Here is a 25,443-nt window from a genome sequence, read left to right as displayed (position 1 = left end):
GATACAACAAAAAACGACTTATGCAGCGTTTCTTTCACTTTCTTTTTTTTGCTGCCTTTTAGTTGGGTCAGTTTCTTCTGCACTTAACAGCTCCATATCGAAAGAAAACTCATCTACACGAATGGCTATTTTACGTTTTTCGTTGTACTCATTGAGTTGTTCAGCTTCCGTGTCTGAGACAATACCTTTATCAACCAATTTTGATAACGCATTTTCAAATGAAATATAAGGAACTACAGGTTCTTTCCGCAATGCTTTTTTTACTTTACTTAATAGCGGTAATACAGCGTGTTTAGCTTTGAATGCTTGTTCATTAATGTCGTTTCCATCACCGGATACTTTTTTCACTAGGTGAGTGAGTTGATCTTTTACACTATTGTCTTGCATTGCTGCGGCAGATAACTCACGAATAAGATCATCACTAATACCAGATACACTTCTTGTATAGGTATTAGTTAATAATCGCATCAATCCTTTAACGGCGAAATTAGGGAAGTTCGATATGAAATTAACTATAGCTTGTTCAGCTTGTTGTAAAGACCACTCCATAGCATATTGAAAATAAGGCAAGGCTTGTTGTCTATCTTCAATTCGCTGTTCATAAAAGCGTATTGCTGCCATAGCGCCATATAAATAACTCATTACATCACCTAAACGAGCTGAAAGTAATTCCGCTTTCTTTAAATCTCCGCCTAGTGTGGCAAGTGATAAATCAGCTAAAGGCGCTAACTTTGCTGACAGGGCATTAACGCGTTTCTCATAAGGTTGAACTTCAGGTAAGGTACTTTGCGCATGGCGTAAAGGAAATAAATAGCTGTTTGTTACGCTGCGAAGTCCATTTTTAACGCTAAATTTAACGGTTTTCTTCAGGACGTTATTAAATTGTGTATCAGCATCACTGTCTTCACTGTGAATTAAATCAACCATTTCTTTCAAATAAGGATGGCAGCGCATCGCTCCTTGACCAAAAATCATCAAGTTTCGAGTTAATATATTTGCACCTTCAACGGTAATTGCAATGGGAAGTGCTTGGTAACCACTTGCTAGCGTATTTTGAGGGCCTCGTTGTATTGCTTTTCCCGCTTGTACGTCCATGGCCGAATTGAGCACGTCTCGGCTTAGTTCTGTCATATGGTATTTTGCTATTGCGGTCACTACGGATGGTTTTAATCCTATACCTAGGCCTTCAGTTGTGAGTACTCTCATTGCTTCAAGTAAAAATGTTTTTCCTGCTATATCAGCTAGTTTTTCTTGAATACCTTCAAAACGGCCGATGGGAAGCCCAAATTGTTCGCGAATAAATGCGTACTCGGCAGTGCTTTTAAAAGAAGATTGAGCGGTGGCTACACCCATTGCTGGTAAGGAAATACCTCGTCCAGCACCTAGGCAACTGACTAACATTTGCCAACCTCTGCCTATATTCTTTTGGCCCCCAATTATGAATTCCATTGGGATAAATACATCTTGTCCTCGAGTTGTTCCATTATAAAAGCGTGTTCCCATAGGATCGTGACGATTGCCTAGCTCCACACCAGGATGTGATTTAGGTAGTAAAGCACAAGTAATACCCAGCTCTTTCTCATCCCCCAACAGGCCGTCAGGATCAAACACTTTAAACGCTAAACCCAAAACCGTAGCGATAGGCGCAAGGGTAATATACCGCTTATCCCAACTGACTCTTAAGCCTATAACTTCTTCGCCCTCATACATGCCTTTTGTTACTATTGCTGCATCTGGAATAGCACCGGCATCAGAACCGGCTTCAGGACTTGTCAATGCGAAACACGGAATGTCTGTACCATCAGCCAAACGAGGTAACCAATAATCCTGTTCTTTTTCCGTTCCATAGTGCATTAGAAGCTCGCCAGGACCAAGAGAGTTAGGTACCATTACTGTCACTGCAAGGGCTGCGCTCTTGGTTGCTATTGTGGCTACAACCGTAGAGTTGGCGTAAGGGCTAAATGCTAAGCCGCCAAATTTTTTCGGAATAATCATTGAAAAGAAGCGATTTTTGCCAAGAAAGTCTAATATTTCTTGAGGTATGTGCTTCTGATTGGCAAGTTCAAATTCATTGATCATTTCCATTAATTGCTGAACGGGACCATCAATAAATTCTTGTTCCTCTGTGCTTAACTTTGCACTTGGGATTGAGCGAAGAACCTGCATATCCGGTTTACCCTGATAAATTGAAGACTCTATCCATATATCGCCAGCATCAAGAGCTTCTTGCTCGGTAACAGAAATAGGGGGTAGTACTTTTTTAAGATTAGTTCGTATACTCATGCTTACATGTCCGCTCATCTGACCAGTTAAGAGGTAAGAATACCTCTTAAACAGGAAAGTTCAATTTTTTTCTTTATTTTGATTAAAAAATATACTCTAACGATAGTCTTGGATAGAAAGCAGGTCAATTTTTAAAGTGGTAATTATAACTGAGTCGGCGCATAAATGGGGACACAGATTTTACGGTCTCATGGACTATGAAGAAAATTAGAGTATTCTTAAATGCATACTAATATAAAAGATATTTCTTTTTGAAAAAAGATGATGCTATCTAAAGGGCGCTCCAATGAATCACAAATTTTTAGTTTTTTTATTTACTTGTTTAATGTGTGGACACGCTTTTGCGTTAGATAAACCTTTTGATGTGAAGTCGGACCGTTTTTATAGTGTAATTGGAGTCGGTTTTTCCGATGGCGAAGTGGATAATACCTCTTCAAGTGGAGTGGCATATCGCTTTGCTATAGGTTATGAACTAACACCACAATGGCTGGTCGAGTTAGGGTATCAAAGCATTGTCGATGATGAAGGAAGTGAATCTGAAGAAGGTTATTCAGCGCAAGCGCTTTCTGTTTCGTTACTTGGAAGAGCGGTAAGTAGAAAAGGTGAATTGTTTTATCGCGTAGGTTTGGCTTACGTTGATTTTTCAGGGCAAACGAATATATCTACTTCGGGGTCCTGTGATGTTGGCTCCTTATCTACAGTATCTAGTTTGTGTAGTGTTGATGAAGGTAGCGTTGGCGCAGTTTTGGGGTTAGGTTACGATTACTATCTTGACTTGAGAAACGAGCTTAGGTTTGAAATTGAATATATACTTGCTGACAATCAATATTCATCCACAGCATTGTTCGTCAATTATAAGTACAATTTTTAGATCTTATTTATGCTATATAAGGGTATTACTATGAAACGTTTGTTACAAAAGTAATACTCATTATGAAAAATGATATCGACGCTAAAATGTTGTTACGGGTGTATGAAAAAATTACTACTTTAGGTAATAAAAGCAGTCAAGGTCATAGTTTTGAAGGCGTAATCGCGTTTTCTGATTTTGACGGATACACTGTGTACTTAAAAGATGCAAAAGTTAGTATGAGCTATGGTTTCCATAATACTTACCATTTTGACTATGCCTCAAATTCGGATTTTGTTGATTTCTTAAAAAAGCTTCATTACATCGACAGAAATAGTTAATATTTCGGAGACTAATTTTTCCGTAACAGATTAATTTGACACAAATTTAAACATTATTTTTTACAATACTGCAAAAACTAAAATCTTTTGCTATCTTCAAATGAGTAAATAAATTGTTTTGAGTTTTTAGTTTCATGTTTGGAGATGTCAATGACTGAAAAGCCATACCTTGTTAGTGGACGAAACACACTAATTCATAAGATGCGTAAAGTAGACCTTTTAATTATGAATGGTGATGAATATCCTCCTGTTCTTGTCACCCATAGAGGGCTTAAAGAATACACTGGTTCTGTTCCAGAAAATCGCCGTGATGCAAAAGCGTTAGACATGGAACTGGTGGATATTACTTCTGGAGATATCTTTGGTGATGAAAAAACACTAGTATTTATTCAAACCTTAAATGGTAAAGAATACAAAATTGATTACAGTAAAGTCGGCACTCAATTGTTTATTAGAATGCACCAAGGCAGTGCCTTTTAACTAAGTTTTACTTGTTGCATGAAAAATGAGGGGAAACCCTCATTTTGCTTTTTTTTACTTTTTTCATACCTTTCCTTTTTTGCGATAATTATTTCTTAGTTGCGTTGACAGAACCGGTTTCCCTAGCTTTAATTACATTGTATTAATAGTTTAATTTCATTTTTTTAAAAACTAAATTTACCGATATTCATTGTTAATTATGAAGAATAAAAAGGTTTGCGAATTACATGTATTCTGTTTTAGTTTGTGATGACTCACTGGTTGCTAGAAAGCAAGTTGCTAAAAGTTTGCCTCAAGATTGGGACGTTGCAGTGCACTTTGCAAAAAATGGCCAAGAAGCATTAGATTTACTTCAGGACGGGAAGGGACAGCTTTTACTGCTTGATTTAAATATGCCAGTACTCGATGGTTATGAAACTTTAGCCGCTATTCAAGATCGAGGTATTGCAGTAAAAACCATTGTTATTTCAGGAGATATCCAACCTGAAGCAAATGAACGTGTTCGCAAATTAGGCGCTATTGATTTTATTCAAAAACCGGTGAACGCTGGAAATTTGAATGAGGTTTTAAACAAGCATGGGATCCTCTCCCAGGAAAAAGATATTGAACAAGACGAAGCAGTATTAGCTTCAGAAATTAGAGACTGTTATCAAGAAATTACTAATGTAGCCATGGGAAGAGCTGGAGATCACCTTGCTCGTATTATGGATGTATTTGTTCGTTTACCAATTCCTAACGTCAACCTTATTGAAGCGTCAGAGTTGCACATGATGCTAACTGACATTGAAGAGCATGAACGAGTGACTGCAGTTTGCCAAGGTTTTCTTGGGGCTGGAGTGAGTGGCGAGGCGCTTTGTATTTTAAGCGACAGTAGCTTTGAAGATGTCGCAAAAATTTTAAAAATAGACGGTGTGATTGACGACCAGCTACAGTTAGAATTGTTAATGGATGTTGCAAGTATACTTATTGGAACCTGTCTTACAGGCCTTGGTAGCCAGATGGATCTGCACTTTTCGCAGGGCCACCCTATTGTTTTAGGTCAGCACAGAAGCGTATCCGAAATTATTAAGTCGAATAAGATAACCTGGAAAAGAACACTGGCAATTGAATTAAGTTATGGCTTAGAGGGATTTGATGTACATTGTGATCTCATCCTATTATTCACTGAAGAGTCTATGGAAACAATGAATTCCAAACTCTCCCATCTACTAGACGACGAGTGTTAGGTATGGATTCATTAGAAGAACTACTCGAATTCCATTGGATGATGGATATGCTGCAAACTGTTGATGTTGGTATTGTAGTGTTAGATCGAGATTTCAAAATTAAAGTATGGAACGGGTTTATGGAAAGCCATAGTGGCCGACTACCCAGTGACGTGCGCTTAGAATCCTTGTTTACATTATACCCTGATATTAAAGCGGAATGGTTTGCACAAAAATGTCGGCCAGTGTTTGAACTGAAAACACGTACTTTTATTACTTGGGAACAACGACCTTATTTGTTTAAATTTCCGAACTATCGGCCAATTACTGGGGCTGAACCTTTCATGTACCAAAATATTACACTTTCACCATTAGTCTCAGCGACAGGAAAAGTAGAAAATATTTGTATGATGATATATGACATGACAGATGTTGCTAGTAGTCAAAAACAGTTGGAATCGTTACAAGTTATTCAGTTTGAAAGAAATCAGGCTAAGGCGCGCTAAACGCATTTTTTGTGTTGTCGGTCTCTTAATATCTGACAGATCTGAATAGATTGGTCACACTGTCAATATGAAAAAAACTCGTGCAATATTTAAATGGAGTTTGCTTTTAGCTGGGCTTCTTGGCTTTCCTGCTAGTGCTGACTTTTCCTGCGATTATGACTTGCGTCGTGGAGTCGTCGTAGGAAATGATACTGTTCGTATACTCGATGAATCTAGAACTCGTTATCAAATTAATCAAGCCAAGCAGCTGTTTGCTGATGGTAGATTAATTAATCTTACTACAAACCAACAAAGCTTAATTTTCCGCTATTCCAATGGGTTGACCGCGGTTACACCTGAAATAACCTTACTTGCGAAGGATGGTTTGGGCTTAATTACTGATAATATTACGCGAATATACTCAGGCCTAGTCGGAGGTGATATCGAAGGGCTGAATCAATTACAATCTGCGATGAAAAATGTTAAGAACAGTGTACGTGAGAAGTACGGTTTTAATGGCGAGTATTATTTTATAAACCCTGGTCAACTAGAAATGAATGAAGGCGTTGATGCGAGTTTGAGAGAGCAAATTACATCGGGGTTTTCTAATGTCAGTGCTATATTGACCGCTATCGGTACGTTTAATGTTTCAGCTGAAGGTAACGAAGATGAATTTATGCTCAAAAAAAGAGCTAAATCGACCTGCGCAGAACTTGAGGAATTAAATAGCATAGAGACAAAGCTACAAAACGAAATTCCCGCATTAAAAAAATTAAATGTGATTGAAGCTAGATAGTACTTGTGTGTTATTCAAATTTTGCCCAATTATTATGCTCAATATTTCATTAAACAAATTCAGCCAGCAAACTATTTAAATAGCGCCTTCCCATTGGCGTGACTTGCCAGCTTTGATTTGAGTTGGTTAAAAGGCCCTTATCGATGGCTTTGTCCAAGTGAGTCTGTGTTAATGAGTCAATGGGCATCATGCAATAGCGTTCAAATTCAGCTGTGTCACAGGCTTCAACCAAGCGAAAACGATTCATGAAAAATTCAAAAGGACGCTCTGCTTCCTCTACCTTTGTGGTTTGATCTAGATAAGCTCTATCCAGACTCATGTAACCTCGAGGGTGTTTGACTTTAACCGTACGGGTAATAGTTCCGTTGCTAGCATTTGTTATTTTCCCGTGAGCGCCGCAACCAATGCCAATGTAGTCACCAAAACGCCAATAATTGAGGTTGTGATTGCACTGGTGACCAACTTGGCTATAGCCTGATATTTCGTATTGCTGATAGCCTGCTTTTGCAAGAATAGCGTGGCCTTGTTGCTGAATATCCCACAATACATCGTCTGCGGGAAGTTCAGGCGGTTTGCTGTAAAACGGTGTGTTTGGCTCTATCGTTAATTGATACCAGCTGAGATGAGGCGGATTTTGCGCTATGGCTTTATGTAAGTCTGCGAGTGCATTATCGATAGATTGATTGGGTAGACCATGCATTAGGTCGGTATTAAAAGTAGTCACGCCACTTTGCTTAGCTTGTGATATCGCAAATAGAGCTTCATTTCCAGAATGAATACGCCCTAGGGCTTTGAGGTGAGCGGAATTGAAGCTTTGTATGCCAATAGAAAATCGAGTAACACCCGCGTTTGCGTAGGCTGCAAAGCGGCCACTTTCAACGGTTCCAGGGTTTGCTTCTAGTGTGATTTCAGCCTGAACAGCTAAATTGCAACGCTGTTTTATACCCTCTAATAAACTTGCTATGGCTTGTGCACTAAAAAGGCTAGGGGTGCCACCCCCAATAAATATGGAAGTGACTTCTCGCCTTGAAAGCTCAGAGTAGGTCAGTAAATCAGCGGATAAATCGTCTAAGAGATGAGCAACATATTCCTTTTCGGGCAATGCTTGTTGCTTTTGGCCATGAGAATTGAAATCGCAATAAGGGCATTTTTGCACACACCAAGGAATATGCACATACAGAGATAAGGGTAAATCAGTCAAACAAGTTCGCCATTTGCTGAGTAAGTAGCTCTAATGCTTTAGCTCTATGACTTAATGTATTTTTAACGTCTTTAGTTAGCTCTGCTGCTGAGCAATGGTATTCAGGGCAAATAAATACAGGATCGTAACCAAACCCATCTGAGCCTGATTGACATGTAGCTATATGGCCATGCCATTGACCTTGAGCTATTAGAGGAACAGGGTCGTCTGCACTGCGCATATAAACAAGTACACATTGAAAGTGGGCAGCTCGTTGTTCATTCCCTTCTAAAACCTGAAGTAGCTTAGTGATATTGTCAGCGTCAGAGGCATTTTCTCCTGCGTAGCGAGACGAGTAAATGCCAGGCGCGCCTGATAATGCATTAACAACGAGTCCAGAATCATCGGACAACGCCGGAAGACCCGATTCTGCAGCAGCATGGCGAGCTTTAATTATGGCGTTTTCCACAAAGGTTGTGCCGGTTTCAGGGACGCTATCAATATTCAACTGACTTTGGGATACCACGTCCACAGACCATTGTGAAAACAATTGCGAAAACTCACGGAGTTTACCTTGATTACCTGATGCTAAAACAATGCGCTTGTTTGTCATTTTTTAGTTTTCTTCTTCTTTTTCTTTTTAACGATTTTCGGCGCTTTGTGTTTTGGACGTAAGCTGGCAATCATACGAGGCTTGATGGGTTCACCAATGTATCGACTGACTTTTCCTAACACCTCAACATCATGGGCCTCTACTAGCGATATTGCGACACCTTTAGCGCCTGCGCGACCGGTTCTGCCTATGCGATGAACATAAGTATCGGCTTTTTTGGGCATATCGAAATTGATTACATGAGATACGTTGGGTACGTCTATGCCTCGGGCCGCAACATCTGTTGCTACTAGTATTTTGACTTTACCTGATTTAAATGTAGAGAGTGCTTGGTTGCGTTTGTCTTGGGGCATTTCTCCTTGTAACCAACAGGATTCAATACCTTTTGATTGTAAGGTGTCTTTTAGCCATTGCACTCGCTCGCGGGTTTTAACAAAGACTACGGCATTGGTTACTTGTTCTTGCAAAATATGCACGAGCAAGGCGGTTTTATGCTTTAAATCATCGGCATGGTGACACCATTGCAAGGTTTTCGCTTTTTCTTTTCTGGAAGGAACTGCTTCTATTTCTGCCGGTTCTTGTAATATTTCTTCAGCGAAAGTGCGTACACCTTTTCCCTCTAATGTTGCTGAGAAAAGCATGGTTTGTTTCCGCCAGCGAGCTTCTGATGCAATTTGATTGACTATGGCTGAAAATCCCATATCTAACATGCGATCGGCTTCATCTAAGATCAGGCATTCAATGTCTCTGCAATCAGCGACTTCGTTTTGAATATGCTCAAAAAGGCGGCCTGGCGTTGCAATCAATATGTCTAGGTTACCTGCTAGAGTTTCTCTGTCGGTACCGTAATTGATGCCGCCGGTAATACAACCACAATGCAAGTCAGTAAATTGTGTAATTTTTTGCGCTTGTTCGAAAATTTGCAGAGCTAATTCTCGGGTAGGGCTAAGTACCAATACTCGTGTTTGACCGGGAATTTTACGGGGAAAGTCGAGCAAATACTGACAAGCCGGCAAAAGAAACGCAGCGGTTTTTCCTGTCCCTGTGGGAGCAGATGCAAGAATATCTCTTTGCTCCATCGCTACCGGAATAGCTTGTTGTTGAATACTGGTTGGCGTACTAAAGCCAATTTCGGCAGCAGCGCGACACAAAGCGTCGTCTAATTCTAAGTCACTAAATTGCATTATTTACGCCTGATTGATTATTGTTGTGGAGTTTACCAGAGCTTGAGGGCGTCGCAAATCAACTCTTGTCGTTTATCCGTCATTGCTTGCTTTATTTGCGCGCCTTGAACCTTGTCACTGATCACCGATTGTGCGGTTACCGTTTTAGCAACTTTAAGCATAGCCGTAATACACTCAATATGTTTATTGACCTTGGATAATCCACACAGTGTTTTGGCATAACTTAGTATATTCAAGGCTTCGAGGAAAACCGTTTCTTTTCTCCACACATCAGTACTGTTAAACAGAGCCAGAATTGACTCACCATCGAGTCTTGATAATGTTAGGTAAGGCTTAATTTTAAGCGCAGTAGTTACTAAGTTGATGACAGCATTAGGCGCTTTCAAATTACTCAGCCAAGCTGTTGGTGTTTCATCACCGTCATTCATAAGAGCCAAACTAATAAGCGTACAATGAGCTAAATGAGCGTCTTGGTCTTGGTTTGCTACAACCTCTTTCATTGCAAGTTGTAGTTCTTCTGTAACAGAGAATGAACTCAGTGCAGGAAAGCATGTAGCCATAGCGTCACAACGATGCAAAACGTCAAAATAAACATAGGGAGAGCGTTCACTCAGGGCTTTGACCGTTTCTCGCCAAACTCGCTCTGGGGGCAGTGTACTTAATTCGTTTGTCTGACTGATTGTTTGCATTAACTGTATGGTTTCACCTGCTACAGAGAATGCTAAATAGTGGTAACGTGCAGCGAAGCGAGCTACACGTAAAACCCGCAAAGGGTCTTCTGTGAAGGCGTGTGAGACATGACGAAGTTGCTTTTTTTCAATATCTTGTTGACCTTGATAGGGGTCGGTAATAACGCCATTTGCGTCTTGTGCCATTGCATTTATGGTGAGGTCTCGGCGATACAAGTCTTCTTCTAGTGTTACTGTTTTTGAACTGTCGCAAACAAAGCCGGTATATCCTTGTCCCATTTTTCTCTCGATACGTGCGAGCGCGTACTCTTCTTTCGTTTTTGGGTGCAAAAAAACAGGGAAATCTTTGCCAACTTGGGTGTAGCCTAGTTGAATTAAGTCATTGGGTTCTGCGCCAACCACAACCCAGTCTTTTTCAGTCACAGTTCTACCGAGCAGTCGGTCTCTTACTGCGCCTCCGACTAAATAAACCTCAAAATTATTGCTCATGGTCGCTTTTTTTCCTATTTCGACATAATAAATTATGCGAACTTTGTTTACTCTTTGACATCAAATTCACATACCGTTAGTTTAACCTCGAGTTTTAACCTTGGTGTATTGAATTTCCATGTATTTGAATTATTTTGGCTTGTCTGATAATCCGTTTTCGATAGCGCCTAATCCCGATTATTTGTACATGAGCCCGCGTCATAAAGAGGCGTTAGCCCACTTAACCTTTGGGCTTCGTGAGTCTGGCGGGTTTGTCATGTTAACCGGTGAAGTAGGTACGGGCAAAACCACCGTTTCTCGCAAGTTATTACAACAGTTACCCGATAATACACAAGTGGCTATGATCTTAAATCCAGCGTTATCGGCGTTGGAACTTTTGGCGACTATTTGCGATGAACTTGCAATTCAATATGACGTGAATACTACCAGTTTAAAAGGCTTCACAGATCGAATTTTGAAAAAATTAGCGGATAATCACGAATTAGCACTGAATACCGTGTTAATTATCGATGAGGCGCAGCACCTAATGCCAGAAGTATTAGAGCAGCTACGCCTATTGACGAACCTTGAAACGAATAGAGAAAAACTACTGAAAGTGGTTTTAATTGGTCAGCCTGAATTACAACAACTCTTGAAGCGCAATGAACTGCGTCAATTGGCACAGAGAATTACCGCTAGGTACCACTTGTTGCCTCTTACTAAAAATGAAGTGAAGTTATATGTTGCTCATCGATTGAATGTGGCTAGTGGCGACGCTCATATTTTTAAAGCTAGCACATTAAACGCTGTTTATGCCATATCTGGCGGTATTCCAAGAGTGATCAATTTATTGTGTGACCGAGCATTAACCTTAGCCTTTACGAAACAAGATGTAGTGATTAACAAAACCATTTTTCTGGCCGCAGCACAGCAAATATTGGGCGCGGATGTGGTGGGGCAGCGTATTCGAAGCCAAACCAAATATGTCTTAATTGGGGCCTTTATTATATCGGTTACACTGGGGTACGCATTGGGAGTAATGAATGCTTAAATTAATACCAATTGCGGAATTATGCCCTGGAATGGTCATTACACGTATTTCTCAGCAAGTTGGGCCTGTAAAAATTAAAAAGTCAGGTTTAGTCAGCAGTACTGATATGGTCAGGGGCTTGACTGAGATGGGAGTTATTGAGGTCGAAGTTGATCTTGACCAAACCGTCGAACTTGAATCTGCCGAAGCACTTTTACCATCACAAACTCAAACCCAAGCTTTGCTCCAGGGAAAGTATGATTCTCCAGGACATTACGATAGTCAGTTGTCGGACCAATTTAATCGCAATTTATTTTTACCCAGTGTGCAAGGAATACCTTCAATTTGGAGTGTGTATTTACGCCAAAGTGTTACTTTTGCCTCTGTTGTTCTGATTGGACTAGGGTTAGGGTTTGTTGGTGCAAATCCACAGAGTTTATTGTTTTGGCATATGGGGGCTAACGAAGTTGCTGTTACTGAACCTGTGATCGAACAGGTCGTTGAACCCGAATCTAGTTTGGTTGAACACGAACCCAAAGTTGAACCAGCCAAAACGGATATTGTGACCACAGAAGTGGAAACTCAAACAGTTGTACAAGACGATACTCAAATAGACGTTGATGATGTAGATGCAAACGAAGAGGGAGTTGAACTTACAGGTGTTCAACAGGATGAACCTGTAAATGTTTCTCCTGAGTTACTTGCACGATTTAACAAAGTTGTCGCTGAATTCGGCAATAATAATTTTTCTGTGGGTGATGATGCTACTGAGTCTGTTGTGGAATTTGATGATATTCAACGGATTGATCAATTACCTGTGCGTTATATGACAACATTACCGTCAATGGCTTTTACTGCACATATGTATGCGTCAAGAGAAACAGATAGGTGGGTTAGAGTTAATGGCCAACGCCTTCAAGAAGGCGATGTTATTAGTGACAAAGTACAAATTATTGCTATTGAACCCCAACGTATCGTACTGAGTTATCAAGGCGAAATTTTCGGGATGGCGGCGTTGACCGATTGGTAAAGTTGAACGCATAGATGAACTATGCATTTAAATTTTACAGCCAATTAATCTTCTTTTATTTAGTTTTTGGAATAAATACGTCTTTGAAGAATTTAGTTAGATTTAGACTGAAATCAGCAGGTTGAACACTGGCGTCTATTTCGTCTTCAATTTTACTTAAGTCAATACGCTGAACATCGTTATAGTGACTACCTGTTACACTATAAAACGTCATGACAACGGGGTTTAGCATATCTACTGGATGGGATTTTGCAACAATAGCAAGCTTACCACTTTTAAGTTTAACCACCGAGCCTACTGGGTAAATTCCAATTCTAGCAATAAATTGCATAACCAAATCATCGTCTAGTCCTGGAGCACGAGCCAGCCGCTTTAGCGCTATTGCTGGGGTGACGGCTTTTTGATGTGAACGTTGAGAAACCATCGCGTCGTAGGTATCAACAATAGCCGCCATTTTTCCGTAAACAGAAATATCTGAATCAACAAGGGCATTTGGGTAACCGCTTCCGTCTGTGCGCTCATGATGTTGTTCAATGACTGTTTTGGTCAGAGTGTCTAAATCTTCAGCTTGCTCAATCATTTCAATGCCGTCTTCTACATGGGCTTTTATGACTGCCCAATCTGCTTCAGAAAGCGGCTCTTGGGCTAAGCGGAGTTCATTAGGCACATTCGCCATCCCAACATCCATTAACAATGCACCTAAGGAAAGAGCTTCGATAGTTTCAGTGTCATAACCTAGATGCTCCGCAAACATGGCCATGAGTATGCAACAATTCAAACTGTGCTCTAACAGGTAGTCGTCTTCGCCTCGAAGTAAGGTTAAACATGACAAAGCATTTGGATTATCGAGTAAATTCTCGACTAACTGCGCCGACATTGTTTTTACTGAGGATAAATCGTTAACAGCGCCTTTTTGCAAGTCATCGATGAATTCACTTTGCAACTTTATTGCTTGGTGATACAGATCGTTCGCAGCTTCTAAGCTATAACCATCAGGTTCGACAGATTTGCTATCGGTGATAATTTCTTCTGAGCTTATTTCTATATCGTCTGTAACTAGCTCACTTTTTGATAAGTCAACTTCAAGGCGTTTTACACCTTTGTTAATTAGCTCTTGTAAAAACTGCTCACTTTTCACTTTTCCTTTGGATTTGATAGAAATATCACCGCGTTGCTCGATGACTTGAGTGACATAGTGACCGAGCTTAAGTTCTTCAATCGTAAGGGTTTTTAACATTTTGTGCGTTAGACTTCTTATTGTAGATAATAAAAAGTCTAACACAAATTTAAAAAAGTGTAGAAAAAGTCTAAAGTTATTGCCAAGTCTGCCGAGCGTGTTCGAACTGAGTGATTTTTTCTTCATCTAATAGGGTTTGGCCAATAGAATCCAAACCTGAAATTAAAGTGAATTTATGAGCATCACCAATTTCAAATGCAAACTCATGTTCATTACAAGAAACGGTTTGAGCTTGTAAATCTACAGTAATTTCTACTGAAGAAGACGCTGCAACAGCGTCAAACAAAACTTGTATTTGCTCGTCACTTAGTTTTACCGGTAAAAGTTGATTGTTAATACAGTTGCCGTAAAAGATATCGGCGAAGCTGGTGGCAATGATAACCTTAAACCCATAGTCTGTGAGCGCCCACGGAGCGTGTTCTCGGCTAGAGCCACAGCCGAAATTTTCACGGGTTAACAACACAGTTGCACCTTGATGCTGCGGAAAGTTCAGCACAAAGTCGTTGTTTACAGTTAATGGCTCACCTTTGTTATAGCGCCAATCAAAAAACAAATGCTTACCGAAGCCTTTTCTAGAAACACTGGTAAGAAACTGTTTTGGTATAATTTGATCTGTATCTACATTGGCTTGATCCAATGGGCATACTGTTCCGGTTTGGGCTTTGAACCCTTGAGCTTCTGCTGTCATATTTGGACCCTTACCTTATTCTTGAAATGCTCTGATATCAGCAAACTTGCCTTTTAGCGCCGCTGCCGCAGCCATTGCTGGGCTGACTAGGTGAGTACGCGCGCCACGACCTTGTCTACCTTCAAAATTACGGTTACTGGTTGATGCACAGCGATCGCCTTCTTTTAGTAAGTCGTCGTTCATGCCTAAACACATAGAGCATCCGGGTAAACGCCATTCAAAGCCAGCTTCAATGAATATCTTGTCTAGAGATTCTTGTTCTGCTTGTTGCTTAACTTGTACTGAGCCGGGCACTACAATAGCGGTTACAGAGCTAGAAACTTTACCTTGTTTCGCAACAACCGCAGCAGCTCGTAAATCTTCAATGCGGCTGTTTGTACACGAACCAATGAATACATGAGATACCGGTGTTTCAGTCAATAACTGCCCGGGTTCGAGCCCCATATAATCAAGGGCATTAACCGCTGATGTTTTGGTGACACTGTCATTAAAGTCATCGGGATTAGGAACGGGGGTATTTACTCCGATCACTTGTCCTGGGTTGGTTCCCCAGGTGACTTGAGGCTCGATATCTTCTGCTTTTAAAACAACTTCTGCGTCAAACACGGCATCATCATCTGAATAAAGGCTTTGCCAGTAGCGGGTTGCTTCTTCCCAGTCTTGGCCTTTAGGAGCGTAATCTCGTCCCTTCAAATAATCCATAGTGATATCGTCAGGGGCAATCAATCCTGCTTTCGCGCCGCCTTCTATACTCATGTTACAAATCGTCATACGGGCTTCCATCGACAATGAGCGTATAGCGCTACCTGCGTATTCGATAACATACCCTGTGGCACCAGCATGACCAATTTCACCGATAATCGCTAAAACAATGTCTTTTGACGTGATACCGTCAAGTAATTCACCCTCTATGGTAATACGCATTGTTTTTGCTCTTGGCTGTTTTAATGTTTGGGTAGCAAATACGTGTTCTACTTGAGAGGTACCTATGCCGAATGCAAGTGCGCCGAACGCGCCATGGGTTGCTGTGTGAGAGTCACCACACACCACTGTCATACCCGGTAATATTAGGCCAAGTTCTGGCCCCATAACATGTACAATACCTTGTTTTTTATGGCCGACATCGTACAAGGTTATACCGTGTTTTTCGCAGTTTTGGGCAAGAGTTCGCAGTTGTTTATGGTTTTCAGGGCCGCAGGCATCTAATGCCAATGAGCGGGTTGAAATACTGTGATCCATAGTTGCGAAAGTGCGATCAGGTCTGCGTACTTTTCTGTTTTTCTCTTCCAAGCCAGCGAAAGCTTGAGGAGACGTAACCTCGTGAATAAGGTGTCTGTCTATGTATAATAAATAGTCATCATCTTTTTCAACGATAGTGTGAGCGTCGAATATTTTTTCGTAAAGAGTTTTGCTCATGAGTTACTCCGCTAAAATGTGTTTCACAATTGCATTACCAACATCAGACGTTGTTGCTGCACTTCCAGTGGCGTCAGCTGAACGCAATTCGGCAGTAAGAATGTTGGCCTCTAATGTGGCAACAACAGCTCTTTGTATAGCGTCTGCAGCGTCTACTTCATTGAAACTATAGCGAAGCATCATAGCGGCAGATAATATTTGTGCAATTGGATTGGCTATACCTTGGCCCGCGATATCTGGAGCAGAGCCTCCAGCAGGTTCATACATACCAAAATTGTCTTCATTAATACTGGCTGATGCAAGTAAGCCCATAGATCCTGTCATCATTGCACATTCATCGGAAAGAATGTCACCGAATAAATTTGAACACAGCATGACATCGAACTGCGCAGGGTTTTTAATGAGTTGCATTGCCGCGTTATCAATATAGATATGCTCTAATTCAACATCAGGAAAGTCTTTTGCAACTTCTTCTACGACTTCTCGCCACAAGCGACTGCACTCTAATACGTTTGCTTTGTCTACAGAAGATACTTTCTTGTCTCTTAACATAGCCGAATTAAAGGCAATACGTGCGATTCTACTTATTTCACTGCGGCTGTAACGCATGGTATCGAATGCCATTTCGTTGCCGTTGTTATCGTCACGGCCTTTTGGCGTACCAAAATAAATACCGCTAGTGAGTTCTCTTACCACCATTACATCCACGCCACTTGACGCGATATCTTCACGGAGTGGAGACAACTGTGCTAAGCCAGAATAAATTTGAGCAGGGCGCAAGTTACAAAATAAATCAAAATGACTACGTAATTTCAATAATGCAGCACGCTCAGGACGTTGCTCTAAAGGCAGAGAGTCCCATTTTGGCCCACCAATAGAACCAAATAATATGGCGTCGGCGTTTTCGCATCCAGAAAGCGTATTAGCAGGTAAAGCCTCGCCTTCAGTATCTATGGCGTAGCCACCCACGGCAAAGGCTTCTCGGTTGAAACCGAGGTTGAACTTCTGCTCAATAGCATCAAGCACTTTATTGGCTTCATGCATTACTTCTGGGCCAATTCCGTCCCCTGCTAAAACGGCGATATTATAAGTCTTCAATTTTATTCTCCTGCGACGCGAACTTGCTGCTTTTGTTCGTCTATTTGGTCTGCCAAATAGGTGTCATTTAATACGTAAATTAGTGCTTTTACACCGGATTCTACTATGTCAGTTGCAAGGCCAATACCGTGGAATCGGCGGCCTCGATATTCAGCGATAACGCTCACTTGAGCAAGAGCGTCTGCACCTTCACCTTTTGAATCAAGTTTAAAGTCGACTATGGTTAATTCTTCATGTCCGAGCATTGTCATTATTGCGTTAAAAGACGCATCAACAGGACCATTGCCAACAGAAGATTGAGTTACTGTTTGTTCACCAATTTTTAGGCGAACCGTTGCACTTGGAATAATTTCTCTGCCAGATGTGGCTTGTAAAGAAACTAACTCGTAGTGTGCATAATCTTGGCGTTGTTGATCGAAGAACAACAAGGCTTCAAGGTCGTAATCATAAACTTGGCCTTTTTTATCGGCCAATTTTAAAAATAAATCATAAATACTATCTAAATCGTAGTCGCTTGTTTGGTATCCAAGTTCGGACAAACGATGCTTAATAACATGACGTCCCGAGCGAGAGGTTAGATTTAGGTTGTTTTTGTTTATTCCTACACTTTCAGGTGTCATTATTTCGTATGTATTTTGTGCTTTTAAAACACCGTCTTGGTGAATACCTGAAGAGTGGCTAAACGCATTTGCGCCAACAATAGCTTTATTGGCTTGAACGGGCATATTACACAACTGACTGACTAGCTTTGATGTGCGGCTGATTTCTTGGGTATCAATGCGACTTTGTAATCCGAATTTTGCTTTGCGGGTTTCCAAAACCATGGCAATTTCTTCTAATGAACAGTTTCCAGCGCGTTCACCAATACCATTTATTGTGCATTCAACTTGGCGAGCGCCATTTTCCACTGCAGCAAGTGAGTTGCCAACCGCTAGACCCAAATCGTTGTGGCAATGCACGGAAATAACTGCTTTATCTATATTGGGAACACGGTTGAACAAGTTAGCGATAATTCCACCGAACTCTGAAGGTGTTGTGTAGCCTACGGTATCGGGAATATTAACCGTTGTGGCACCTGCATTAATAACGGATTCAACCATACGGCATAAATAATCAATGTGGGTACGCCCTGCATCTTCACAAGAAAACTCAACATCATTGGTGTAACCCTTGGCATGTTTTACCGCGGCTACTGCCATTTCTACAACGTCTTCTTGAGACTTGCGAAGTTTAGAACTGACGTGAATATCTGATGTTGCAATAAAGGTGTGAATACGAAATTGCTCTGCAACACTCAAGGCTTGCCCACAGGCATCAATGTCTTTTGCTAATGCGCGAGATAAACCACATACGGTAGACGATTTCACTACTTTTGCGATTTCCTGGACAGACGCAAAATCACCCGGTGAAGAAACAGGGAAACCAGCTTCTATGATATCTACACCCAGACGTTCCAGTGCAAGGGCAATCTGAATTTTTTCTTTCATGCTCAAGCTGGCAGGCAAGGCTTGCTCACCGTCTCTTAATGTAGTGTCAAAGATAATGATCTGGTCGCTCATTGTTTTTCCTTGATGTTAAATGCAAAAAAAAACCCGTGCTGTGCACGGGTTTTATAGAATGTGTTTCGCGAAAGTCGCATTCTACCCGTGCAGTCTTGCTGCCGTCAGGATTAGAAGGAGGCTAAACACTAATTTCATCAGTTAATTTGATCTTATCGCGAATTGGCGCAACTTTAATTTAACTTGGCGTTAATATCAATGCTTAAAGGGAATTTTTTTGCTCAAATAGGGCTAAATTTGAAAAATTAGTTTATTAATTTCGAATTAATGTCTTTTTTGTTTTAAAAGAACGGATTTGTTCTAAAGAAACCTCACAAAAAAGCGCAATTTTTGAAGGTTAACCCCCTAGTCATTAACCTTGGTTTATCACTTTCTTTGTTATTGGGCGTTGGTATAGGGAGGCTGAATATTGGATAGAGTGATATCGCGATTAAGTGGGTAATTTAATTAAATAAAGGCTTAACCTGATTTTTTAAGTAGTGTAAATCGTTTCCAATCAATTTGTGATGACAATAGCAACTCTCTTAAACTGAGTACCCGAGGTAATACGCGGTTTTTATGGTTCCACACATGCCCACAACATGCTGATTGCATGATGGCTTTGCTGGGTTTGTTGAGTTGTTTAGCTAGGATACCGCGGATTTGCTCGGTAGGTTTTCCATAGAAATCAAACCAGCCGAATTTGTTGGTGTGCAGTGTTTTCGTTTCTTTATCGATCCGGTCGACACAATCTAATTCGATATGATGGCCATCTATATCTTCTACATAAATAGGAACGACAAGACCGGGCGTTGCGTGTTGTGAGTACCAAGCGTAATTTTTATCTGCATTTGCGGTACGAGTCGGAACTTTTACAGCTTGTTTAAATTGAAAGCTGGCATTGTGAACATCGACGTTTAGAGGGCTATTATGCTGGCATAAGTAATGAGCAATATTTTTTACGTGGTACGGTAAACCAGCGAGTCTTCGTTTGAGCAGCGAAGGTTGACCTATAGAAGAATGCGCTAAGCTATGCAATTCTCGCTCGTATAAAGCGCTGCACAGCTCAGCAAAATCCGCAAGTTCGGGACTAGGCGATTGATCAACAGAAAAAATATCAGCTTGTTTATCGCTCATAGCCCCACTAACAAATTATTGACCTTTAATTTCTTCTCGGCCGCGGTAAACAGCTTTGCTACCTAACACCTCTTCGATACGAAGTAGTTGGTTGTACTTAGCAACACGATCTGAACGGCAAAGAGAACCTGTTTTAATTTGACCTGCAGCAGTACCTACAGCAAGGTCAGCAATGGTTGCATCTTCAGTTTCGCCAGAGCGATGTGAAATGACCGCTGTAAAGCCAGCATCTTTTGCCATTTTGATTGCATTCAAGGTTTCGGTCAATGATCCAATTTGATTAAATTTAATCAAAATGCTGTTGCCGATTTTCTCGTCGATACCGCGCTTAAGGATTTTTGTGTTAGTTACGAATAAATCGTCACCCACTAATTGAACTTTATCACCGATTTTGTCAGTTAGTTCTTTCCAACCCGCCCAATCACTTTCATCCATACCGTCTTCGATAGACACGATAGGGTAACGTGCAGCAAGGTCTGCTAGGTAATCAGTGAACGCAGATGGATCAAACGCTTTTCCTTCGCCAGATAGGTCGTATTTGCCGTCTTTGAAGAATTCAGATGATGCGCAATCTAATGCAAGAGTGACATCTACATCCATTTTATAACCCGCCGCTTCAACGGCTTGAGTAATTACAGATAATGCTTCTTCGTTAGACGCAAGGTTAGGAGCAAAACCACCTTCGTCACCTACTGCAGTATTTAAACCTTTAGCCGAAAGCACTTTCTTCAAGTTGTGGAAAATTTCAGCGCCCATACGCAATGCTTCTTTAAAGCTTTTCGCGCCAACAGGCTGAACCATAAATTCTTGAATATCAACGTTGTTGTCAGCGTGCTCGCCACCGTTGATGATATTCATCATAGGTACTGGCATGCTGTACTCTCCAGGAGTACCGTTTAAGTCAGCAATATGCTCGTAAAGTGCCACGCCTTTTTCGATAGCTGCGGCTTTTGCATTGGCAAGTGATACTGCTAGGATTGCATTTGCGCCTAGAGTTTCTTTGTTTTCTGTGCCGTCTAAATCAAGCATCACTTGGTCTACGTCGCTTTGTGCAATTGCGTCTTTACCAAGAAGTGCTGGTGCAATAACGTCGTTTATAGCGGCAACAGCTTTTGTTACGCCTTTACCTAAATAACGGCTTTTGTCGCCGTCGCGTAATTCAAGTGCTTCACGTGAACCCGTTGATGCGCCGCTTGGAGCAGCAGCGCGGCCCATTGCGCCGCTTTCAAGATAAACGTCTGCCTCTACAGTGGGGTTACCACGAGAGTCCATTATTTCACGACCTACAATGCGTGCGATTTTCGCCATTTTATTTCCTCAACAGTCTGTTGTATCAGTTATTTTCTTTATGGTTTTGTCCTGCCGCAGCTACAAAACCAGTGAAAAGAGGATGACCATCTCTAGGTGTGGAGGTGAATTCTGGGTGGAATTGACCTGCAACAAACCAAGGGTGATCGGGTATTTCTATTACTTCTACTAGTCGTTTATCGGTAGACAAACCACTTACTTTTAATCCCGCCGCTTCAATTTTATCACGCAAGTTATTATTAACTTCGTATCTATGTCTGTGGCGCTCATAAATTTCTTCACTCTGGTACGCTTCATGTACCTTAGTATCGGGAAGCAAATGACACAATTGCTTTCCAAGGCGCATAGTGCCGCCTAAATCTGAATTCTGATCCCGTGTTTCAGTACTGCCATCGCTTTCAAGCCATTCAGTAATTAAACCGACCACAGGGTACGGTGTCTTAGGATCAAACTCAGAACTATTTGCGTTTTCCATCTTAGCGACATTACGGGCATATTCGATGTACGCAACCTGCATTCCTAAACAAATACCTAAATAAGGGACTTTGTTTTCTCGGGCATATTGAGCTGCGGCTATCTTTCCTTCTATGCCTCGCTCTCCAAAACCACCGGGAACAAGTATTGCGTCATAGGCACTTAAGATAGTATTCCCTTTACTCTCGATATCTTGAGAGTCGACATAATGTATATTAACGCTGAGTCTGTTTTTCAACCCTGCGTGTTTTAATGCTTCATTGACCGATTTATACGCATCGGGTAATTCCACATATTTACCTACCAAGGCAATGTCAATTTCATCGGTTGGATTTGATTCAGCGTAGAGCACTTGTTCCCATTCAGATAAATCTGCTTCTTCGCATTCCAGACCAAAGCGGTCAACAACCAACTGGTCCATACCTTGTGCTTTTAGAATGGCAGGTATGCGATAAATACTGTCTACATCTTTCAACGAAATAACGGCTTTATCTGCAACATTGGTAAACAACGCAATTTTTGAACGTTCTACGGCTGGAAGGGCACCTGATGAACGACAAACAAGTATGTCAGGCTGTATACCAATAGAACGCAGCTCTTTTACTGAGTGTTGCGTCGGCTTGGTTTTGACTTCGCCTGATGCCGCCATATAAGGAACTAGCGTAAGGTGCATGTACATTGCTGCATCACGGCCTAACTCTGTACCTAGTTGTCGAATGGCTTCTAAGAAAGGTTGAGATTCGATATCACCTACAGTGCCGCCAATTTCAACAATAGCAACATCATGACCTTCAGCACCATCGATAACACGGCGTTTGATTTCATTGGTAATATGAGGGATTACTTGAATTGTGGCGCCTAAATAGTCGCCTCGACGTTCTCTTTTTAATACCTCTTCGTATACTCTACCTGTGGTAAAGTTATTACGGCGAGTCATGTGCGTGCGAATAAAACGCTCGTAGTGACCGAGATCCAAGTCAGTTTCTGCACCGTCGTCGGTGACAAACACTTCTCCGTGTTGGATCGGGCTCATGGTGCCGGGATCTACGTTAATGTAAGGGTCGAGCTTCAACATGGTAACTGAAAGACCACGTGCTTCAAGAATGGCTGCAAGCGAAGCTGCTGCAATGCCTTTACCCAATGATGAAACAACACCACCGGTGACAAAAATATAATGTGTCATGCAAAACCTAGGCTATGATTGAACGGCAATAACGCAATATGCCTCTGTGTAAAAGAGTATAGAACAATCACTCTGATTTAGAGGTAAAAATTTGGCGTTTGGACGGCGCATAAGTATACGCAAGTGTCAGCCTTGAAACAATCGCTTAATTTCATAAACCCAGTCTAATGCGGCTTTGGGCGTTAAACTGTCGGGATCTAACACGTCTAGCTGCGCTTGTAGTGCTTGCCAATGAGGTGGAAGTGACGGTATTTCTTCTGTTGTTTGAAGTAAATCAAGTTGTGCACTTTCTCCGCTAGCCCCTTGAGTTGTTTCAAGTTTTTGTAATTGTTGCTTCGCTGAACGGATCACGACGTCGGGAACACCGGCAAGTTTTGCCACTTGCAATCCATAACTTTTATTGGCTGCGCCATCAGTAATGGTATGCATGAATTTTACTGTATCTTTATATTCTTTCGCATTTACATGTACGTTTGCGACTTTATCGAGCTTTTCCGGTAATGCAGTTAATTCGAAATAGTGCGTTGCGAACAGGGTAAAGGCACGTAAATGACTCGCTAAATAGTCTGCACACGCCCAAGCGAGAGATAAACCGTCATAGGTACTGGTACCTCGTCCTATTTCGTCCATCAGTACTAAGGCATTTTCACTGGCGTTGTTCAAAATGGTTGCGGTTTCGGTCATTTCTACCATAAACGTAGAGCGACCTGAAGCCAAATCATCAGACGCACCAATACGGGTGAATATACTATCAAAGGGACCAATAAACGCATTGTCAGCAGGTACAAAGGCGCCAATGTGAGCCATGAGTACAATCAGTGCAGTTTGTCGCATATACGTAGATTTACCACCCATGTTTGGGCCAGTAATAACCAGCATTTTTCGCTGATCATTTAAGGTTAGTGGATTCGCAATAAACGGACTGTCGAGGGCGGACTCCACTACAAGGTGACGTCCGTTTTCAAAACTCAACTGTGGCGTATTGGTGAGTATGGGCCTAGATAAATTTAAGGTTTCAGCATTTTCGGTAAAACAAAGTAAAACATCGAGCTCAGCTAGCGCACTGGCGGTTTGAATTAGATTACTTAACTGAGGCAGAAATACGTCGAACAATTCGTCATAGAGTCTTTTTTCTAACGCTAATGCGCGGCCTTGGCTATTTAAAACTTTGTCTTCGTGTTCTTTAAGTTCAGGTAAAATGTAGCGCTCGACATTTTTTAGGGTTTGTCTGCGTATGTATTCCACTGGGATCTGGTCGGCGCTGGCGCGGCTGGTTTCAATATAAAAACCATGGACTTTGTTATAGCCTACTTTCAACGATGAAATACCTGTACGGGTGCGCTCTCTTTCTTCCAGTTCTTTTAAATAATCCGTTGCCCCTGTAGCTAAATCTCTTAACTCATCTAGCTCGCTGCTGTAACCATCAGCAATCACTCCACCATCGCGCAGCACTACGGGAGGGTTGTCGATAATCGCCCGCTGCAATAACTCGCATAAATCAGGGTATTCAGCAATCTCGAGTTTGCTTTGGCGCAGAACGGGAATGTTGTGATTTTCTATTAATTCACCCAGCAATACTTGTAATTGAGGTAAATGGGACAGAGCAAACTTGAGTTTTGCGAAATCTCTTGGGCGGGCAGAGCGCAAAGCAAGTCTAGCCATGACCCGTTCAATATCGCCAATATGACGAAGCTGTTCTTGCAAGTCAGGGTAATTTTGGTCCATCAAGCATTGAATAGCATCGTATTGCTGATTCAATTTTTCGTGGCTAGTAGTGGGGTTGTGGATTTTTCTTTGCAGTAAACGGCTGCCCATAGCCGTTTTCGTCTCATCTAATACTGAAAACAGCGTATGACTTTGTGAGCCTGACAAATTCTGCGTGAGTTCTAAATTTCTGCGGGTTGCTGCATCTAAGTGGATACGTTGTTCAGAGCGTTCCACGGTTAGCGAGCGCAGGTGGGGTAAATTCGCTCGTTGAGTATCTTTAACGTATTGTAAAATGCAACCTGCTGCGCCAATGGAGAGGACTTCATTGGTAACACCGAAACCATCTAGTGACGCAACATTAAATTGGTTACAAAGTTGGGTAGAGGATGTGTCAGCATCAAATTCCCATTGTGGTCGTCGCCTTAAGCCGTTTACGTGATTAACTAATGACACATCGGCGAAGTCGTCTGGGTATAACAATTCTGCCGGGTTTAAGCGCTGAATTTCCGTTAGGAAACTATCAGTATCACGGCATTCTGTAATAGTAAAACGGCCCGATGAAATATCTAACGATGCAATACCAAACTGTGATCCAGAATAATTAAAAGCACACAATAATGATTCTTTTGTTTCTTCTAAGAGCGCTTCGTCAGTGACTGTACCTGGGGTAACAATACGTTGTACTTTGCGTTCTACTGGGCCTTTACTTGTTGCAGGGTCACCAACTTGTTCACATAGTGCAACGGATTCGCCCATTTTTATTAGACGGGCTAAGTAACCTTCTACTGCATGGTAAGGCACACCTGCCATTGGAATAGGCTCACCACCAGATTTACCTCTGGCAGTTAACGAGATATCAAGTAACGATGCGGCCCGTTTAGCATCGTCGAAAAACAACTCGTAAAAATCTCCCATCCGATAGAATAAAAGTATGGAAGGGTGTTCTGCTTTTATCGCCAAGTACTGGCGCATCATAGGTGTATGAGTATCAGGTGATGTCTTAGGCATAAGTAGGTGGTTTGG

General features: G+C 41.5%; 22 protein-coding genes. 8 read left to right on the top strand and 14 right to left on the bottom strand.

What is annotated here, in order from left to right:
• Positions 1-18 precede the first annotated feature (18 nt).
• A complete protein-coding gene (locus tag J3L16_RS00660; protein ID WP_207610940.1) occupies positions 19-2,283 on the bottom strand; it encodes an acyl-CoA dehydrogenase in 2,265 nt (754 codons plus the stop codon).
• Between the two features lie 286 nt (positions 2,284-2,569).
• Here J3L16_RS00660 and J3L16_RS00655 point away from each other — a divergent pair, with 286 nt between their 5' ends.
• The 6 genes from J3L16_RS00655 (at position 2,570) to J3L16_RS00630 (ending at position 6,440) form a co-directional block, all read left to right on the top strand.
• On the top strand, positions 2,570-3,154 hold the full coding sequence (locus J3L16_RS00655) for an outer membrane beta-barrel protein (protein ID WP_207610939.1): 585 nt from the start codon (positions 2,570-2,572) through the stop codon (positions 3,152-3,154).
• A gap of 62 nt (positions 3,155-3,216) precedes the next feature.
• The gene (locus J3L16_RS00650; RefSeq protein WP_207610938.1) at positions 3,217-3,474 is read left to right on the top strand and encodes a DUF3081 family protein; all 258 of its coding nucleotides are present in this window, start codon (positions 3,217-3,219) and stop codon (positions 3,472-3,474) included.
• Between the two features lie 150 nt (positions 3,475-3,624).
• Complete coding sequence (locus tag J3L16_RS00645) at positions 3,625-3,954, top strand: hypothetical protein (protein WP_207610937.1); 330 nt, start codon at positions 3,625-3,627, stop codon at positions 3,952-3,954.
• A 227-nt stretch (positions 3,955-4,181) separates the two neighbouring features.
• Positions 4,182-5,180 (top strand): response regulator, encoded by a 999-nt coding sequence (locus J3L16_RS00640; RefSeq protein ID WP_207610936.1) that lies wholly within the window; start codon positions 4,182-4,184, stop codon positions 5,178-5,180.
• A gap of 2 nt (positions 5,181-5,182) precedes the next feature.
• On the top strand, positions 5,183-5,665 hold the full coding sequence (locus J3L16_RS00635) for a hypothetical protein (protein WP_207610935.1): 483 nt from the start codon (positions 5,183-5,185) through the stop codon (positions 5,663-5,665).
• Positions 5,666-5,732: 67 nt separating this feature from the next.
• A complete protein-coding gene (locus J3L16_RS00630) occupies positions 5,733-6,440 on the top strand; it encodes a DUF2884 family protein (RefSeq protein WP_207610934.1) in 708 nt (235 codons plus the stop codon).
• Between the two features lie 49 nt (positions 6,441-6,489).
• Here J3L16_RS00630 and hemW read toward each other — a convergent pair whose 3' ends face one another.
• The 4 genes from hemW to J3L16_RS16375 are packed head-to-tail and all read right to left on the bottom strand — an operon-like array spanning position 6,490 to position 10,595.
• The gene (hemW, locus tag J3L16_RS00625; RefSeq protein ID WP_207610933.1) at positions 6,490-7,641 is read right to left on the bottom strand and encodes a radical SAM family heme chaperone HemW; all 1,152 of its coding nucleotides are present in this window, start codon (positions 7,639-7,641) and stop codon (positions 6,490-6,492) included.
• Positions 7,634-8,233: an RdgB/HAM1 family non-canonical purine NTP pyrophosphatase gene (gene rdgB, locus J3L16_RS00620; protein ID WP_207610932.1), complete on the bottom strand. Its 600-nt coding sequence runs from the start codon at positions 8,231-8,233 to the stop codon at positions 7,634-7,636. Before rdgB ends, hemW begins: the two co-directional genes overlap by 8 nt.
• On the bottom strand, positions 8,230-9,417 hold the full coding sequence (gene srmB, locus J3L16_RS00615) for an ATP-dependent RNA helicase SrmB (RefSeq protein ID WP_207610931.1): 1,188 nt from the start codon (positions 9,415-9,417) through the stop codon (positions 8,230-8,232). Before srmB ends, rdgB begins: the two co-directional genes overlap by 4 nt.
• Before the next feature lie 32 nt (positions 9,418-9,449).
• Positions 9,450-10,595 (bottom strand): CCA tRNA nucleotidyltransferase, encoded by a 1,146-nt coding sequence (locus tag J3L16_RS16375; protein WP_207610930.1) that lies wholly within the window; start codon positions 10,593-10,595, stop codon positions 9,450-9,452.
• Positions 10,596-10,713: 118 nt separating this feature from the next.
• On the opposite strand from J3L16_RS16375, the gene J3L16_RS00605 reads away from it, so the two are divergent.
• Positions 10,714-11,625: an AAA family ATPase gene (locus J3L16_RS00605; protein ID WP_207610929.1), complete on the top strand. Its 912-nt coding sequence runs from the start codon at positions 10,714-10,716 to the stop codon at positions 11,623-11,625.
• Positions 11,618-12,634 carry a general secretion pathway protein GspB gene (locus J3L16_RS00600; protein WP_207610928.1) on the top strand — a complete coding sequence of 339 codons (1,017 nt, stop codon included), beginning with the start codon at positions 11,618-11,620 and terminating at the stop codon, positions 12,632-12,634. The genes J3L16_RS00605 and J3L16_RS00600 overlap by 8 nt, the downstream gene beginning before the upstream one ends.
• A 55-nt stretch (positions 12,635-12,689) precedes the next feature.
• Here the strand turns inward: J3L16_RS00600 and J3L16_RS00595 are convergent, their stop codons facing one another.
• The 9 genes from J3L16_RS00595 to mutS all read right to left on the bottom strand — a co-directional run bounded on the left by J3L16_RS00595 (position 12,690) and on the right by mutS (position 25,428).
• The gene (locus J3L16_RS00595; protein WP_207610927.1) at positions 12,690-13,871 is read right to left on the bottom strand and encodes an HD domain-containing phosphohydrolase; all 1,182 of its coding nucleotides are present in this window, start codon (positions 13,869-13,871) and stop codon (positions 12,690-12,692) included.
• A 76-nt stretch (positions 13,872-13,947) separates the two neighbouring features.
• Positions 13,948-14,559 (bottom strand): 3-isopropylmalate dehydratase small subunit, encoded by a 612-nt coding sequence (gene leuD, locus J3L16_RS00590; protein WP_207610926.1) that lies wholly within the window; start codon positions 14,557-14,559, stop codon positions 13,948-13,950.
• 15 nt (positions 14,560-14,574) lie between these two features.
• The gene (gene leuC / locus J3L16_RS00585) at positions 14,575-15,975 is read right to left on the bottom strand and encodes a 3-isopropylmalate dehydratase large subunit (RefSeq protein WP_207610925.1); all 1,401 of its coding nucleotides are present in this window, start codon (positions 15,973-15,975) and stop codon (positions 14,575-14,577) included.
• Between the two features lie 3 nt (positions 15,976-15,978).
• Positions 15,979-17,073, bottom strand: coding sequence for a 3-isopropylmalate dehydrogenase (leuB, locus tag J3L16_RS00580; RefSeq protein WP_207610924.1), 1,095 nt, complete (start codon positions 17,071-17,073; stop codon positions 15,979-15,981).
• 2 nt (positions 17,074-17,075) lie between these two features.
• Complete coding sequence (gene leuA, locus J3L16_RS00575; protein WP_207610923.1) at positions 17,076-18,632, bottom strand: 2-isopropylmalate synthase; 1,557 nt, start codon at positions 18,630-18,632, stop codon at positions 17,076-17,078.
• A 459-nt stretch (positions 18,633-19,091) separates the two neighbouring features.
• Positions 19,092-19,748 carry a hypothetical protein gene (locus J3L16_RS00570; protein ID WP_207610922.1) on the bottom strand — a complete coding sequence of 219 codons (657 nt, stop codon included), beginning with the start codon at positions 19,746-19,748 and terminating at the stop codon, positions 19,092-19,094.
• 15 nt (positions 19,749-19,763) lie between these two features.
• Entirely contained in the window at positions 19,764-21,056 is a 1,293-nt protein-coding gene (gene eno / locus J3L16_RS00565; protein ID WP_207610921.1) for a phosphopyruvate hydratase, read from the bottom strand.
• A 25-nt stretch (positions 21,057-21,081) separates the two neighbouring features.
• Positions 21,082-22,713, bottom strand: a complete 1,632-nt coding sequence (locus J3L16_RS00560) for a CTP synthase (RefSeq protein WP_207610920.1) — start codon at positions 22,711-22,713, stop codon at positions 21,082-21,084.
• A gap of 126 nt (positions 22,714-22,839) precedes the next feature.
• On the bottom strand, positions 22,840-25,428 hold the full coding sequence (mutS, locus tag J3L16_RS00555) for a DNA mismatch repair protein MutS (protein WP_242698580.1): 2,589 nt from the start codon (positions 25,426-25,428) through the stop codon (positions 22,840-22,842).
• Positions 25,429-25,443 lie beyond the last annotated feature (15 nt).

Source organism: Alteromonas sp. 5E99-2 (assembly GCF_017368475.1).
Taxonomy (GTDB): Bacteria; Pseudomonadota; Gammaproteobacteria; order Enterobacterales; family Alteromonadaceae; genus Alteromonas_F.
The sequence above is the reverse complement of the archived record's forward strand: the minus strand, read 5'-3'. Positions and strand labels throughout refer to the sequence as shown.